This is a genomic window from Chryseobacterium oryctis (assembly GCF_025971925.1).
GTDB classification, from domain to species: domain Bacteria; phylum Bacteroidota; class Bacteroidia; order Flavobacteriales; family Weeksellaceae; genus Chryseobacterium; species Chryseobacterium oryctis.
In genome coordinates this window covers 24,185-39,416 of record NZ_JAPDHV010000010.1, presented here as the reverse complement: position 1 = coordinate 39,416, position 15,232 = coordinate 24,185, and the positions used below count along the sequence as shown (strand labels likewise).

The following is a 15,232-nucleotide window of genomic DNA, read 5'->3' as shown; positions in this document are numbered from 1 at the left end:
CTATATTTAGTATTGACAAGTATCATTAAAATAAATTTAAATAAATAGTAAAAATCACGAAATTAGCGGTCGTTAATTTTATAATCTTTAGAAAAGCAAAATATGGAGCAAAACATTTTAGATTGTGTAATCATTGGATCGGGACCTTCTGGCTTTACAGCAGCTATTTATGCAGCAAGAGCAGATTTAAAACCAGAATTGTATACAGGTTTGGAGCCGGGCGGACAATTGACTACCACTACTGAAGTTGATAATTTCCCGGGATATCCTACAGGAATTACAGGTCCGGAAATGATGATGGATTTGCAGAAACAAGCTGAAAGATTCGATACAAAAGTGCATTATGAAATGATCACTAAAGTTGAATTTTCTAAAGAAGTAGGAGGTATTCATAAATTATATGCGGGAAACAAAGAAATTTTTGCCAAATCGGTAATAATTTCTACAGGTGCCACCGCAAAATATTTAGGTCTTGATGACGAAAAAAAATATAACGGAGGTGGTGTTTCTGCATGTGCTACTTGCGACGGATTTTTCTACAGAGGCAAAGATGTTGTGGTTGTAGGAGCAGGGGATACAGCAGCAGAAGAGGCAACTTACCTTTCAAAATTATGCAATAAAGTTACAATGTTGGTAAGAAAAGGAGAGTTCAGAGCTTCAAAAGCAATGGTTCATAGAGTTGAGAATACTCCTAATATTGAGGTGAAATTTCATCATGAATTGATAGGCATTGAAGGAGAAAACAATTTGGTAGAAATAGCTGTTGTTATCAATAATCAGACTCAGGAAAAATCTACAATTGATGTTCACGGGATTTTTATTGCAATTGGTCACAAACCAAATACAGATATTTTCGTTGGTCAAATTGATTTGGATGAAAACGGATATATCGTAACAGAAAAAGGTTCTTCGAGAACAAATCTTCCAGGGGTTTTTGCAGCAGGAGATGTTCAGGATCATATCTACAGACAGGCTATTACTGCAGCAGGAAGCGGATGTATGGCAGCAATGGATGCAGAAAAATATTTAGCCGAATTACATTAATATTAACTTTATAGTAAATATATAAACACATCCAATAAGGGTGTGTTTTTTTATGCAGTAAATTTATAGATAACAATGAAAATAATTGGCTTGATTTTTAGTTAATTATTAATTTTAGTTAAAAAATGTTTAAAAATATTTTGTGGAAAATGAAAAAGGTTCTATATTTGCACCACTGAAAACGACGATAACATCGAAGTTTATGGAGAGTTGGCAGAGTGGTCGATTGCGGCAGTCTTGAAAACTGTTGACTGTAACAGGTCCGGGGGTTCGAATCCCTCACTCTCCGCAAGGTTAGAGTAACCAAATAATATAGAAAGTCTTTAAATCTAGTATTTAAAGACTTTTTTTTTGATAATACTACATAATTTTTGAAAAAATAATTATTCTTTTAGGATATTTATAACACTGTATAAATGCTATATTTTTTCTTAAATTATTTGCAATGATACTGTAGACTATATCAATTATTTCAAAAAAAATCATCTGCTTATATTACGTTAAAAAAAATCAAATTATTATTTGTCTTCATTATTATTCTCCCTTTTTTTGTTTAGCTTATGATAGTGTAAAATATTAAATACGATATATGCAAAGTCTTTAATGTATGCATTGAATGTTCTATTGAAAGTAAATAAAACGATAAGTTGAAACAGAGAAGCACAAGCTCATATATTTATTTAGTTTTAGGAATATAGAAATTGTAAAATATATCTTTAAAACAATAGAGCTACTATGCTTTGTAAATCATTGTGATACATTTGTGAATCATGAAGTGTAGATATTAAGTAGGTGTTTTTTTTGTTTTTTTTAGAAAAATTCGTCGCTTTGCATTCTCAAATATTAGTATGGTTTTAAAAAAGGGAAATAGTTTTTATCAATTTTTAAATTTAATAAAATTTAGGATTTTTATCTATTGATTCTCGGCTTTATATTAGCATTTGAATAATCTGTATAAAAGTTTTATAAATGATAAAGAAAGAGATAGTGAAGTCAAAGTATAAAGGAATAAAAGAAGTAAAAAACAATGTTTTCTCAACAGAATTTATTTTAGTTTAATATTAACAAAATGCATTTTAAGAGAGTATTACGAATCTCATTCAAAATAGATGTTTGTTAAATAATCATTCACATGAAACAACTTCATTTACTATTTTCAAAAATTTATAGAGGAATTCTGTAAAAGAATGATAATTTCTTTTCGGATTTATTTTATCAGGTCTTTCACTTTTTAATATTAATTCACTTTTAACTGATGTAACATTGATATCACATTGTTTTTCCAAAGACTTATGATATTCATTTATAATCAATTAAATAAGGATATTTATAAATAAAAATCTATTTCTAATTATATAGAGAAATCATTTAAGATTTCTTACAGAGTATAAATAACTTAACAAATGAAAAAAAAGATTATTTTATTAGGAGCTATATTTAGTTCCGGTATTGTGTTCTCCCAGGTAGGTATAAATACTCCAACTCCAAAAGCTACTTTAGATGTTGTATCTTTTCCCACAGATGCAACAAAAGTAGATGGTTTTATTGCTCCGAGGCTAAAGGGTTCTGAATTGAAAGCTAAAGATGCTTTGTATTTGGCAGCACAGACAGGTACAATCGTTTATGTAACTGAAGCTTTAGCTTCGGGTAGTACAACAACAAAAACAGTGAATGTGACTTCGGTTGGCTACTTCTATTTTGATGGTTCTGTTTGGCAAAAAATTTCTCAGGGAGTAGCTGCTAATATTTATAATGCTGATGGAACGCTTACAGGCAATCGTACTGTAACACTGGGAGGAAATAGATTAACTTTTCAAGGAGCGTCACAGAAGACAGAAATCGGGACAGCTGGGACACTTTACCAAACAGGTCTTTCGTCGTATGCAAACATGGTTTTTACTGCAGCTGATAATAATGCTAATGGGGTGAGTTCTCGTATGCATCTTCAGGTATATCCTGAAAGTCAAGCACAAATTATTGCTGATAATGATGCGACCGGCTTGAGTTTTTCTACAAACCAGACTACAGTTTCAGCACCAATTATTTTTAGCACCAGTCCTGGTGGTGGGGCTAATGCTGTTTTAAGAGCTCAAATAGCTGGAGATGGCAGATTCAACATCAATAACACTTTAAGTATTGGCTATAGTGTTCCGCAAACTTTAAGCGGAACAGAAAAATTAAAAGTAAGTGGAAGTATTGTTACAGCAACAACTACTTATCCGGATTATGTTTTTGAAGATTATTTAGAAGGAGTATCGACGTTAAAGCCAAATTATAAATTTAAATCAATTTACGATACTGAAAAGTTTATTTTGGAAAATAAGCACTTGCCAGGTGTAACTCCTGTTACAGCATTAGAAAAAACAGAGAATGGATATTCTTATAACCTTACTGATCTGTCTGTACAATCATTAGAAAAAATAGAAGAACTTTATCTGCATACTATTGAGCAGCAGAAAGAGATTGATGAGCAAAAATCAAAAATTGATGCATTACTCAAAGTAACAGAAAAATTACAAAATGAAATAAATACTCTGAAAATCAAAAATTTATAAAAAAAAACATGAGATCCAAACCCAACAGGTTTCAAAAAATCTGTTGGGTTAATAATCTAAATTGTATTTATAAAGTTAAATAGCAGAACAAATTTTAATACAGATAAATGATTGAATATCAAAGGAAAATTTTTATAATTATTATATAAGATCTCAAATCGATTTATCACTATTTAAAAGAGGCTTGGATTATATAATCTAAGCCTCAATTTCTTAATTTTCCTTTCGATTAGAATTTGTTTGATTTGATAAAAATTACCCTGGAAATAATACAAATTGATTTTTTTAATGTTGTCTAAATCCTCATATCGAAAACAATCTTTTCCATTTGGTAATTGTATTTCTACTCAGATGAAAGTGTTTTGAGAGAGCAGTATTGGTGCACTGGTTCTTTTTTTGATATTTTAAAATTTCAAATACTGCATTTTTATCATAAAAAGAATGTCTACGGTTCACTTTTGTGTCTTCCTGGATGTTGAAGATTATTTTGTTTAATCTTATTACATCTATACTTGTAAGCTCTGCTTTATTCAGAATTCTTTCACATTTTTCGATTTTTTCAGGGTGCTTTTCCTGAAGAATTTCACTGTAAATTCGCTTGTAATTTGGTTTTGATTTATTCATGATATTGGTGATTAATTAGAAGAATATTTGTTTATCCACTTATAAAGTGTTGTTTTGGGAATTCCGTATTCTTCTATGATTTCTAATTTGGTTTTTTCCTTTTTCTTGATTTTATCTAACAGAAATTCTATAATTTCTTTTGTATATATATTTTTTCTGAATTTTGGGAGCGTAGAATGAGCATCAATTGCCCGATTGTTATGTCCTTTTTGGGGTGCATATAAGATGATGTGCTGGCTATAAATTCTGAAAAAATCATATTCAAGGAGTTTACTCCATTTTAATAATGTATCACCGTCAATCGTTTTTGCTAGATACATTTTTTCTATTTCTTCTTCATTGCATTTCATGAAATTACATATACGGATGATATCAATATCAAGTTCATCAACGCGCTTTTGGATAAGACTTCCGATATTTATTTCTTTAAAATTGTCCATTTTTTTAATTAAATTGTGGGTATGACCGAATTTGTTAGTAGTTTTTTGTATCAATAGTAGAAACCTGTTTTCATCAGATAAATTTTCAACAATTACCTTCTGTTTTTAGATAAAAAAAAAGATTATTACACATTTTCAAAAAAGGTAGGGGGACAATACATCTATAACCTATCTAGATTTCTCATCATAACTTTAAACAATTATTGCCACCTACCGAAAATATAATGATGTAAATGGTGTTTGTAATTTATTCTATATTGTGTGAAAAATAATTGGGAAGGTATATGATTTTGGCTATCAAAAGTACTTTCTTTTTCATTATATCTTGTTTTAGTTGTTTTTCTTTTTGTGAAGGATAGACTGGATTTTACTTTCTAAAAAGAATTAGAATATTTTCCTACTATTTTTATTATGTAAAATTATTGGCTTTTTTTTTCATTTATTTAGAAGGTTTGTAGTATTATTTTTAACCTTTTGTAGAAATAATACTATAAAACCGGTAAGTTATTTATCGGTTTTATAGTACTATTTATTAATATGAAATCGAAAGTGATTTTTATTTCGAAATAATGATGAGAAACGTAATTTTTTCTAGTAATTTCTCAAATCTACTGTAACAATTGTTCCTGAAGGAAAGTTTTTTGAAAAATAAATATTGTTATCTGTTTTTTGAATTAAATAGACAACAAGATAAATACCAACTCCAAATTTTTTCAACGTGAAACTACTATATTCAGAATCATTGATAAGATTATTATAGAAATCGATTTGTTCTTCTGACATTCCGACTCCCGTATCTATTATTTGTATGGAGGTAACTCTGGAGGAAAAATTATTATTGATTGTAATTTTTCCGTTTACAGTATGTTTTACAGCATTATCTAATAGATTATGAATAATGGTTCCTAAAATTATTTCGTTTATTTTGGAAGTAAGTTTTTGATCAACATTATTGAAGATAACCGTTTCATTTTGCTTTGCTATTTCATTGAAAAGCATTTTTTTTGATTCTATAATGTCATATACATTTATTAAATCCTTTCCATATGTATTATTTTCTCTATATAGCTGAATATATTCTTTTATGGAAGAGGTGAATTTGTATAATTCTTCAGCAGAACGGTAAATGCCGATATAGTATTTTTTTTGAAGTTCGGGATCTGTTATTTCTGTGGCTTTTTGTGATAAATAAGTAATAAATTTAATGGGTGTTGTGATATCATGATTAATAGAATAGATTAGCTTTTCTTGATAATCAATTTCCAATGCAAGTTTCTTTTTCATGTTTTCAAGATCCTGAAAGGTTTCCTGAAGTTCAATACTTTTATTATCAATTATTTCTTGGAGGTTTTTGTTTTTTATTCTCAAAAAATTTGTTCTCAACTGTATAATTGCAAGAATCAAAAGAAGCAGGGCAACAATAGAAAGAACTCTAAAAGCCATTGCCTGAAAATATAAAGGTTTGATAGTGAATTTTGTCTGTTTATATACATAATCTCCGTTGGGAGATACCAAAATGCGTAAATTAAGGGTATATTCACCAGGATCAAGGCGATTAATTGTGTATTTTCTTTCATCAGCAACAGGAATAGGCTCCCATGTATCGTTCAATTCATCTATTTTGGCTTCTATAGAAAGATTGTCAGAATTTACATAGTAAGGAATGTCAATAAAAATCTCTACTTTTCTGTAATTATTTTTCAAAACCAGAGAATTTTTAAAATTTATGATTTTTCCATTGTTTATTCTCACTCTTTCGATAAAAATGTTATTCTTGTCTGGATAGAATGTTTTTATTTCATTAGGTTTAAAAAAGACAAACCCATCCATAGAAGGGAAAACAAATTCTCCGTTATCAAGTATAAATGCATTGGGAATTGAACTTCCATTGAATTCATTGGTCGAAAAGCCATCGTTTTTTACGAAGCGGTAATAATTTACATCCGATTTTCCGTCATTGGCGAATTTCAAAAGCTGTTTTTTCTGTACTTTGAATAAGCCGTTGTTGGAAGATATCCAAAAATATCCAAATGAATCTTCAAGAATATAATGTGCCGAATTCAAATAATCATCTTTATCATTCGGCATTTTGATTAGTTTTTCATTTCTTAATAAGTAGAATCCTGTTTTTGTGGTAACCCATATATTTTTATCTTTTGTCTGGATGATACTTCTTACATTAAGACGAGAGTCAATCTTCTTAATTTTTTTATTATTGATTGATATCGAGTAAAGTCCACTTGTACTTCCGACAATGTATATATCATTATTATAATGCTGAAAAGAATTTATAAAGCTCGGAAAAGTAAATGTACATATGGGTTCTTTAAATTGATCATTATTAAAAATGTAGAAACGACAATTGCTTAAATCTGTCAATGCAAGAGCGTATAAACCATCACTTTCCATGAAAGAAAAGACACTTTGATTAAAACTTAAAGAATCAGTCTTTTTATAGGATGTATTTTTACTAAATCTTACAATACTTGAATAGCTTTTGTTCCTTAAAAGAATATTCTTTGAATTATCATATGCCAGATAATATTTATCATTGTAATTTCCAAAATCATATTTTTTTACAATTCCGTTGTGGTCAAATTCGGTTCCGTCATATGTAATAATTGTGTTTTTACTAAATGGTAGCGAGCTGTAATATACTTCATCGGCAAAAGGCAGATTTTTTTTTGCTACATAGAATTGAGATAACTGTAAAATATTCAACCCTTTATTTAGGCTTCCCAAGTATAATTTGTTATAATTTTCATCATAATAAATACTGTTGAGAGAGAATGTTGTTATATCTTTATATTCAATTAAATATTTTAATTCTAATTTATCTCCTTTAAATCTGAGAAGGTAAATTTTGCTGTCATGCACAATAAAAGTTTGATTGGTTATTTGCTGCCAATATATTCTGGTATCAGGTGATGTAATGATGGACGAATCAGAAAGGACCTTAATATTTCCTTTATGGAATTTATAAATTTTTCTTTCAGAAGGCTCTGTAATGTAAAGAATATCTCTATTGACGAAAATATTTTGGAGCTTTTTAATGCTAAAATTAAAAGATATTTTCTTTTTCTCCTTTAAATTGTCGTATAAAATATGATTATTAAAAAAAGAGTAGGTCTCTGAATTAAGTTTAATATAGTATTGAGTGTCATCAAAATATATTGCATTAATAGCATTTTTTAGTAACCTTTTTGAATAACCGTTTTTGATTTTATGATAGGTTTTTTCCTTTTTTTTTAAAAGAAAAACTTTTGGAGTTTTTTTAGTAATCAGGATTTGATCTATTTCGTTATTGTTCCTAATAAAAATACTGTCTTTGGAGATACTTCCGGTAAAATTATCAAAATTGAAATTATTGAAAGCAAATTCGTTATATTGGGTAAAAGACTGCCCGTCATATCTTACAATACCATTTTCTGTAGATAGCCAAAGAAATCCATATTTATCTTTTATAATGTCTTTGATACTATTTTGTGGAAGCCCATTCTCAATTGTATACCATTGAGAAGTATATCTTTGGGCAGTCGCAATTTGACTAAACCAAATCAATAAAATAGTAAAAATGAATTTCATAATTAATTACACTAATAAATTTCATATCATAAAAAATTTATTAATGTAAAATTACTGTAATTTATGTTTTTTATTTTGTAGAATTAATTCTATAAAATAGGAGTTATTTTACTTCTGTGAGAATGTTTATATAAAACATTAATGTGTTTATTTGTTTGAAAATAAATAATTTACATTTGTTTTTTCTAGAATTAAGCATACTTTAGTGTTCAAAAAATTTTAAAGGCTTAAGGTAGAGAAGAGATTTAAAGTTTATATCGTTTTTGTAAAGAAAAAAAATTATTAGTTTAGACTATTCTCTATGAAAAGTTTAACAAATTGGAATTTTAAGATGAATATAAAACTCCTTAATAATTTTATTTAAGGAGTTCTTCTTTTAATGTAAGCTTTCATAAATTTTTATGAGTTCAGCAATGTTTTTGACTTCAAGTTTTTCAAATACTCTTTTTTTATATGTACTAACAGTAGACATTTGAAGGTTCAGTATATTGCAGATTTCCAAGTTGCCATTGCCTTTAGCAAATAATTCAAAGATTTCATATTCTCTGATTGATAACAAACTCATAGGATCTATTTCTGTTGTTTGTTGTGCCAAAAGCGGTACAAGATCGGCCGGATAATAAAACCCTGATTGAATGACATTTTCTATAGCATTAATGATTTCATCTTCAAACGATTCTTTGTTGATAAATCCGTTGGCTCCTTCTCTGATATATTGTACGGCAATTTTTTCTTTGTAGCCGGAAAAAATAAGAATTTTTAAGTCGGCCTTTAGATTTTTTAGATCACCAATCATCTTTTTGTACAAACTTCCTGGCATATCTATATCTAAGAGTAGCAGGTCATATCGTTCGGAGGTTATTTTCTTTTTAACTTGTTCATAATTTTCGGCAAATCCTATCTCTGCATCAGGATATGTTGATTGTAATAGGAGCGACGTTCCCACTCTTACAATATAATGATCGTCGGCAATTAAAATTTTTAAACTCATTAGTATTTATTATGAAAATTGTATGGATATATATTTATTGTTTGTAAAATGAAAATTGTGATTATCCCTAACTTTTTAGAAAACTTATCCTTTTAAAAGATTCTGCCAACATTTGACCAAAAAATAAGTAGTACTATTTTATAGAAAAAAATCTACACGGTTTTTTATATTTTTCTATGGTGAAAAATTTAATATCATTCTTAGTATTTCTATTTTTGTCGAGTATTAAGCGCTTAAAGATATCCGATTCTAAAAACACAACTATAGCCTAGATCATCTTCCTCTTTTATATGGTCTTAGGCTTTTTTCTTTTCTATTCATACTTAAAAGCAGAAATAAAGGTTGGTTTTGGTGATAGATCTGTGTTCTTTATTAATAAATAATTTTTTTATTTCTTTAACATATCTTTATTATGTTTATAATAATCGAAGTTACATATTTTAATTGATTAAGTATATATTGAGACAAATATAGTTTGAATTTTTAAGACTTTATTATCACTCGCTTTATCTTCGTGTACAATATCTATATAAAAATATAGGCTTTGTTTTTTATCAGATAATTAGTATCATAAATAGACAAAAAATAATTTAACTTTGTATTAGAATAATTATTCGCCTAATATTGTTTTATAGGTATATAATAAGGGGTGTAATATTACTGATTAATTACTAATTTTATATAAAATTAGCATTGGGAAAATTAATTTAGCGTGTAGAGGAAATATGATAAATAAATTCATAAATTTTAAGTTAAGAAAGCTTGTTCATTATTCTTTGATACTATGTATTTTATTGATACAGGTAATTATAGCTGTATTTTTCTATAATGAATTTGTAAATGAAAAGAAATTAAAATTTATTAAGGATCGATTGGAAGAAAGTAGAGCATTGGGAGATTTAACCAATACCTCCAGAAAAGATTTTATAGATGCACAGAATTACTTTCAAAAATATATGACCAGTCAGGATGAGAATGATCTAAAATTATATTTTGAATCCCTTGGAAAGCTGAAGGGGAATTTTGATAAAATAGATGAATATGAAAATACAAATATAGATTTAAAGAATAATCTAAAATCCCAAAGAAAAGACACAATTAAAGTAATAAAATTAAAAACTTTAATTGACTCGGCATATCAAGTTTCCAAAAACCCACCTGTGAAAGTTCAGGAGAAACCTTATGAACTGAAAACATTTAAAAATAATTTTGAAAACTTTGAAATAGAAACCCACACCTATTCTGATACCATTAAAAAGAAAGGTCTTATGGGACGTTTAAAAGATGCAATATCAGGGAATGTTGACGTTAAAAAAGAAAGCACGGTAATCACTTTAAAGAACAAAAAAGCCGTAGATATTGCTGATGTAAAATCGAAAATGGACAGCATGGTAAATTCCATGAATAGTACGGTCAAGTCCATGAATAAATATTACACGACAGAAATTAGTAAGATTCACTTATCTGCTGCAAAAAATCAAAAGGATAATTTACATTTTTACAGTAATTTTGGTAAACTTTTGATCTATAGTAATGAGATGATAAATGTTTACGATGGTGCTATTAAAGGATTTAGATCAGATTTAGAAAAAGAATATAATGAGCAGAATTCAATTAATGCTAAAATTAGAAAAAATCTGGTATTGGGGTTAATGATATTAATGTTCATAGTATCTATTCTTATAATGTATTTTACAAGAATTGCCTTCATCTACGAATGGAAACTAAATGCAGCCAATAAAGAAATTAAAAAGAACCTTAATTTTAAAAACAGAATCTTGGGAATGCTGAGTCATGAGCTAAGATCTCCGTTAAAAATTATAAATATTTTTGTAGATAAGATTAATAAATCTACTACAGATAGTAAGATTAAGGATTACCTTAAATCAATAAAGTTTACTAATAGTACTTTACTAATACAATCTAACCAGATTTTAGAATATACAAAAAATCAGGAAGCAGATAAGAAATTGGTAAATACTGTTTTTGATTTGAAGGAAGAGCTTAATTCTATTGTAACGGCTATTACACCATACATAGAAACCAGAAATAATACGTTTTCAGTTGTTGACGAAATACCGGAAAATACGATTGTAGATTCTGATAAAGTAAAGGTTAATCAGATATATATGAACATTTTAGGAAATGCCAATAAATATACTGAAAACGGACATATTACTCTTAAAATGGTTACAGAACCAATAGATAAAAACAAAATTTCTCTGGTTACTACAGTAGAAGATACAGGTATGGGTATTTCAGAATCTGATCTGGAGAAGATTTTTGAACCTTATTATCAGGGTGTAATATCCAGTGAAATTGATAATCTTGGTGCAGGTTTAGGCTTAAATTTATGTAAAGAAATTATTGAGCTTTTCAATGGAAATATATCTATTTCAAGTAAGTTGAATGAAGGTACAAAAGTAATATTCAGAGTTAATTTAAATTTAAAATAACAATATGGAGCAAGAGCTTGAAAGTAAGGAAATTGTATTTCTTTTGGCAGATGATCACAGTATTATAAGACAAGGGATGGAGATGATTATTGATGATGTTGTTCCGAATTATAAAGTATATCATACATCATCTTCACAACAGATTGTGGAAATTATTGAGTCAAAAGGTGTTGATATTGCCATAATTGATGCCCATTTCCCTGATGGTAACAGCTTACATATTATTCCATTAATAAAAAAAGCAAAACCAAATGTTAAAGTCTTGGTTTTTTCAGGTCTTGAAGAAGATTTGCATGTGCTTAAATTTATCAAAGCAGGAGCTAACGGATTTCTGAGTAAACTAAGTGAAGAAGAAGAGGTAAGACAAGCCATTCATAATATTGTACATAAAGGAGAGCATTTTTCTGAAATGTCTAGAAATCTATTGGTGCAGCTCGTTTACAATCCGGATTTAATTAATCCTCTTAGCCGTTTAACCAAAAGAGAATTACAGATTGCGGAAATGTATGCAGAAGGACTTGGGAATTTAGAAATTGCCAACAATCTTGATGTAAAGCAAAATACCGTAAGTACAATTAAGAAAAATATATTTGAAAAACTGAAAATAGAAAATCTTGTTGAGCTAATTGATATTATTAATACTCATCACAAGATATAAAGTGTTTCGCGGTTATACTTCAATTTTCATCACCAGCGTTTTTATCGATAAATATCTATGCTGCCCTCGATGTCTATCGATTGTTTTTGTTTGCAAAAGAACTCCTTTATGTTGTTACTTTGCAATAACAAAATGACACAAACAAAAGCGTATCAATTGGGATTGATTTTATCTTTTTTAATTTTTATGCAAAAGAAAAAAAATTATAGCAATAATAGATTACAGTTGCTAGAAAAATGTAAATGATGAAAATTTCGTATAACCTTTAGTCTGCTTCTTGAAAGCTTATTAAAAAAACACAAATTAATATAAAGAAGTTTTGGTTTTAGGTTATTATACAAAAAAAGAGGCAGTAAGCCTCTTTTTTTGTATAATAAATCCTCATAGAATATTAGATTTATACAAAATTGTTTTTAAGAGTAATTTGTTTTAGATTAGTTATTTTTGCCTAAACTATATAGAACTATGAAGAATACCATAAGCTGGGTATTAATTTTATTTTTAACGATATCACTTTTAAATAATTGTCTAAATAATAAGGTTCAAAAAGAAATAAAAGAAAAAAATGCTTTTATTGCAAAATTGAGAGAACTTTATTCATCAGGAGATTCATCCAAATGGCCTAAACCCATACTTGATCCTGAAGCAGAATCTTTTTTTGTAGAAATTGGCCATTTACCGGATATTCAATTCCCAGAAGATAATCCTTATTCCGAAGAAAAAGCATTGCTAGGGAAAACTCTTTTTTTTGATCCTCGTTTGTCCGGCTCCAATCAAATCGCTTGTGCTTCTTGTCATGATCCTGAACTAGGTTGGGGTGATAACAGAACTTTCTCGTTCGGGCATGATAGACAACTTGGTACTAGAAATGCAATGAGTATTTTAAATGTAGCCTATGCTAAATCATTGTTTTGGGATGGTCGCGTTGGTTCTCTAGAAGAACAATCTCACGTTCCTATTCAGGATAAATTTGAAATGAGTGAGCATATTGATATCGCAACTGGTAAAATTGCTAAAATAAAAGGCTACGAAGCATTGTTTGAAAAATCTTTTGGAAGTAAAGAAGTAACGAAAGATAAAATTGCCAAAGCAATTGCTACTTTTGAAAGAACAGTTAAAAGTTCACCAACTAAGTTTGATCAATTTATTGATGGAAAAAGTGATGCTTTTAGTGATAAAGAATTATTAGGACTACATCTTTTCAGAACTAAAGCACAGTGTATTAACTGTCATAATTCGGGTTATTTTTCCAATAACCAATTCGAAAATGTTGGAACTTCTGTCTTGGGGACAAATGATGAGGATTTAGGAAGGTATTTGATTACTAAAAATGTAGATGATGTCGGAAAATTCAGAGTTCCGTCATTAAGAGAAGTAGTAAGAACAGGACCTTGGATGCATAACGGTTCGTTCAAAACGCTTACAGAAGTTATAGAATTTTACAGCAAAGCAAATCCTGAAACAGCCAGTAAACGAGAAACAATACATGAGGGAATAACTTTACATTCTAATAAATCGGGTATGGTAAGATTTTTAGAATTAACAGACGAAGAAATAAGTCAGATAGAAGCCTTTTTAGGAACTATATCGACCAAAAATCAGAGAATTATTCCTCCTCAACTTCCTAAATAATTTTTAAATTGAAATATTAATAATTTTTGAGTTATAGATTAAAATTTATATACGAAAGCATTAATATTCATACCTGCGCCAACCGAAGCAAATAAAACAATATCATTTTTTTCAATTTTATGTTGTTCAAGTTCTCCATTTAGAATCATTGTGAGCAAAGAGGGGATGGTTGCCACACTGCTGTTTCCTAATTTGCTAATAACCATGGGCATAATATCTTTAGGAACAGGAGAGTTGTACAATTGGTAAAACCTGTTTACAATAGCTTCATCCATTTTTTCGTTGGCCTGATGAATTATAATTTTGTTTAACTCATTTATAGAATACCCGCTGTTATCAAGACAGTTTTTCATAGCTTCAGGAACGTTGGTAAGAGCAAACTCATATATTTTCCTTCCGTCCATTTTTATATACTTTATATCAGGACAGCTTTCATTATTGTATGATTTACCAAAATATAGATAATCTTTTTCGTTTAAGGTAAATGATGCTGAGAGATGAGATTTTATACCAGAATCATCATTTTCATTGGCTTCTAAAACTACAGCTCCGGCTCCGTCTGCATAAATCATACTGTCTCTGTCATGGATGTCTACCACTCTCGAAAGTGTTTCAGCTCCTATCACTAGGCATCTTTTTGCAATTCCTGATTTTATAAAAGCATTAGCTTGGATAACGCCTTCTATCCAACCAGGGCATCCGAATAATAAATCATAAGCAACACAAAAGTTATTTTTAATTTTTAATAAATGTTTAACTCTTGAAGCAAGACTTGGAACCATATCAGATTGAATTGTTCCTGAACGTACATCACCAAAATTATGGGCAAAAATGATGTAGTCCAAAGTTTCCGGGTCTATTCCGGCGTTTTCAATCGCAGATTGAGCTGCTATTAATCCCAAATCTGAGGTTACCTGCTCGTTATTTGCGTATCTGCGTTCTTCGATACCCGTTATTTTTTTTAATTTTTCAGTAATAGAAGCATTGTTATCTTTCAATGCAGCACCATCTTCGTTTAGAAATAAGTGTTTATCAAAAAATAAATTCGTGATTGTTTCAGAGGGGATATAGTTTCCTACACCGATTATTTTACTTGTCATCTAAATTGTTGATTTTCAGTTTTGTGTTTTTAATAAAACCAATTCATAGTGTAAAGATAGTCATTAATACTTAATAATAATATTTTAAGAATAAGATTTATAATTTACTGAATAGTTCTTTAAATGTTAAAAATTTTATTTAAATAG

10 protein-coding genes and 1 tRNA gene are annotated in these 15,232 nt (G+C 28.8%); 6 read left to right on the top strand and 5 right to left on the bottom strand.

From position 1 onward, the window contains the following. Positions 1-102: 102 nt before the first annotated feature. From trxB to OH806_RS15950, 3 genes are all read left to right on the top strand, one after another. Positions 103-1,044, top strand: a complete 942-nt coding sequence (gene trxB / locus OH806_RS15960; protein ID WP_264744679.1) for a thioredoxin-disulfide reductase — start codon at positions 103-105, stop codon at positions 1,042-1,044. Between the two features lie 204 nt (positions 1,045-1,248). Continuing rightward, positions 1,249-1,333, top strand: a tRNA-Ser gene (locus OH806_RS15955). Between the two features lie 1,114 nt (positions 1,334-2,447). Continuing rightward, the gene (locus OH806_RS15950; RefSeq protein WP_264744678.1) at positions 2,448-3,599 is read left to right on the top strand and encodes a hypothetical protein; all 1,152 of its coding nucleotides are present in this window, start codon (positions 2,448-2,450) and stop codon (positions 3,597-3,599) included. A 303-nt stretch (positions 3,600-3,902) separates the two neighbouring features. On the opposite strand, the gene OH806_RS15945 is transcribed toward OH806_RS15950, so the two are convergent. The 4 genes from OH806_RS15945 to OH806_RS15930 all read right to left on the bottom strand — a co-directional run bounded on the left by OH806_RS15945 (position 3,903) and on the right by OH806_RS15930 (position 9,239). Next, entirely contained in the window at positions 3,903-4,223 is a 321-nt protein-coding gene (locus OH806_RS15945; protein ID WP_264744677.1) for a helix-turn-helix domain-containing protein, read from the bottom strand. An 11-nt stretch (positions 4,224-4,234) separates the two neighbouring features. Then, positions 4,235-4,663, bottom strand: coding sequence for a transposase (locus tag OH806_RS15940; RefSeq protein ID WP_264744676.1), 429 nt, complete (start codon positions 4,661-4,663; stop codon positions 4,235-4,237). 591 nt (positions 4,664-5,254) lie between these two features. Continuing rightward, a complete protein-coding gene (locus OH806_RS15935; protein ID WP_264744675.1) occupies positions 5,255-8,248 on the bottom strand; it encodes a ligand-binding sensor domain-containing protein in 2,994 nt (997 codons plus the stop codon). Between the two features lie 376 nt (positions 8,249-8,624). Further along, positions 8,625-9,239, bottom strand: a complete 615-nt coding sequence (locus OH806_RS15930; protein WP_264744674.1) for a response regulator transcription factor — start codon at positions 9,237-9,239, stop codon at positions 8,625-8,627. 725 nt (positions 9,240-9,964) lie between these two features. Between OH806_RS15930 and OH806_RS15925 the strand changes: the two genes are divergently transcribed. From OH806_RS15925 to OH806_RS15915, 3 genes are all read left to right on the top strand, one after another. Further along, the gene (locus tag OH806_RS15925) at positions 9,965-11,695 is read left to right on the top strand and encodes a sensor histidine kinase (RefSeq protein ID WP_264744673.1); all 1,731 of its coding nucleotides are present in this window, start codon (positions 9,965-9,967) and stop codon (positions 11,693-11,695) included. 4 nt (positions 11,696-11,699) lie between these two features. After that, positions 11,700-12,353: a response regulator gene (locus OH806_RS15920; protein WP_264744672.1), complete on the top strand. Its 654-nt coding sequence runs from the start codon at positions 11,700-11,702 to the stop codon at positions 12,351-12,353. 465 nt (positions 12,354-12,818) lie between these two features. Continuing rightward, positions 12,819-13,985, top strand: coding sequence for a cytochrome-c peroxidase (locus tag OH806_RS15915; RefSeq protein WP_264744671.1), 1,167 nt, complete (start codon positions 12,819-12,821; stop codon positions 13,983-13,985). 38 nt (positions 13,986-14,023) lie between these two features. Here OH806_RS15915 and OH806_RS15910 read toward each other — a convergent pair whose 3' ends face one another. Beyond that, on the bottom strand, positions 14,024-15,085 hold the full coding sequence (locus OH806_RS15910) for a 3-oxoacyl-ACP synthase III family protein (protein WP_264744670.1): 1,062 nt from the start codon (positions 15,083-15,085) through the stop codon (positions 14,024-14,026). Positions 15,086-15,232: the final 147 nt, after the last annotated feature.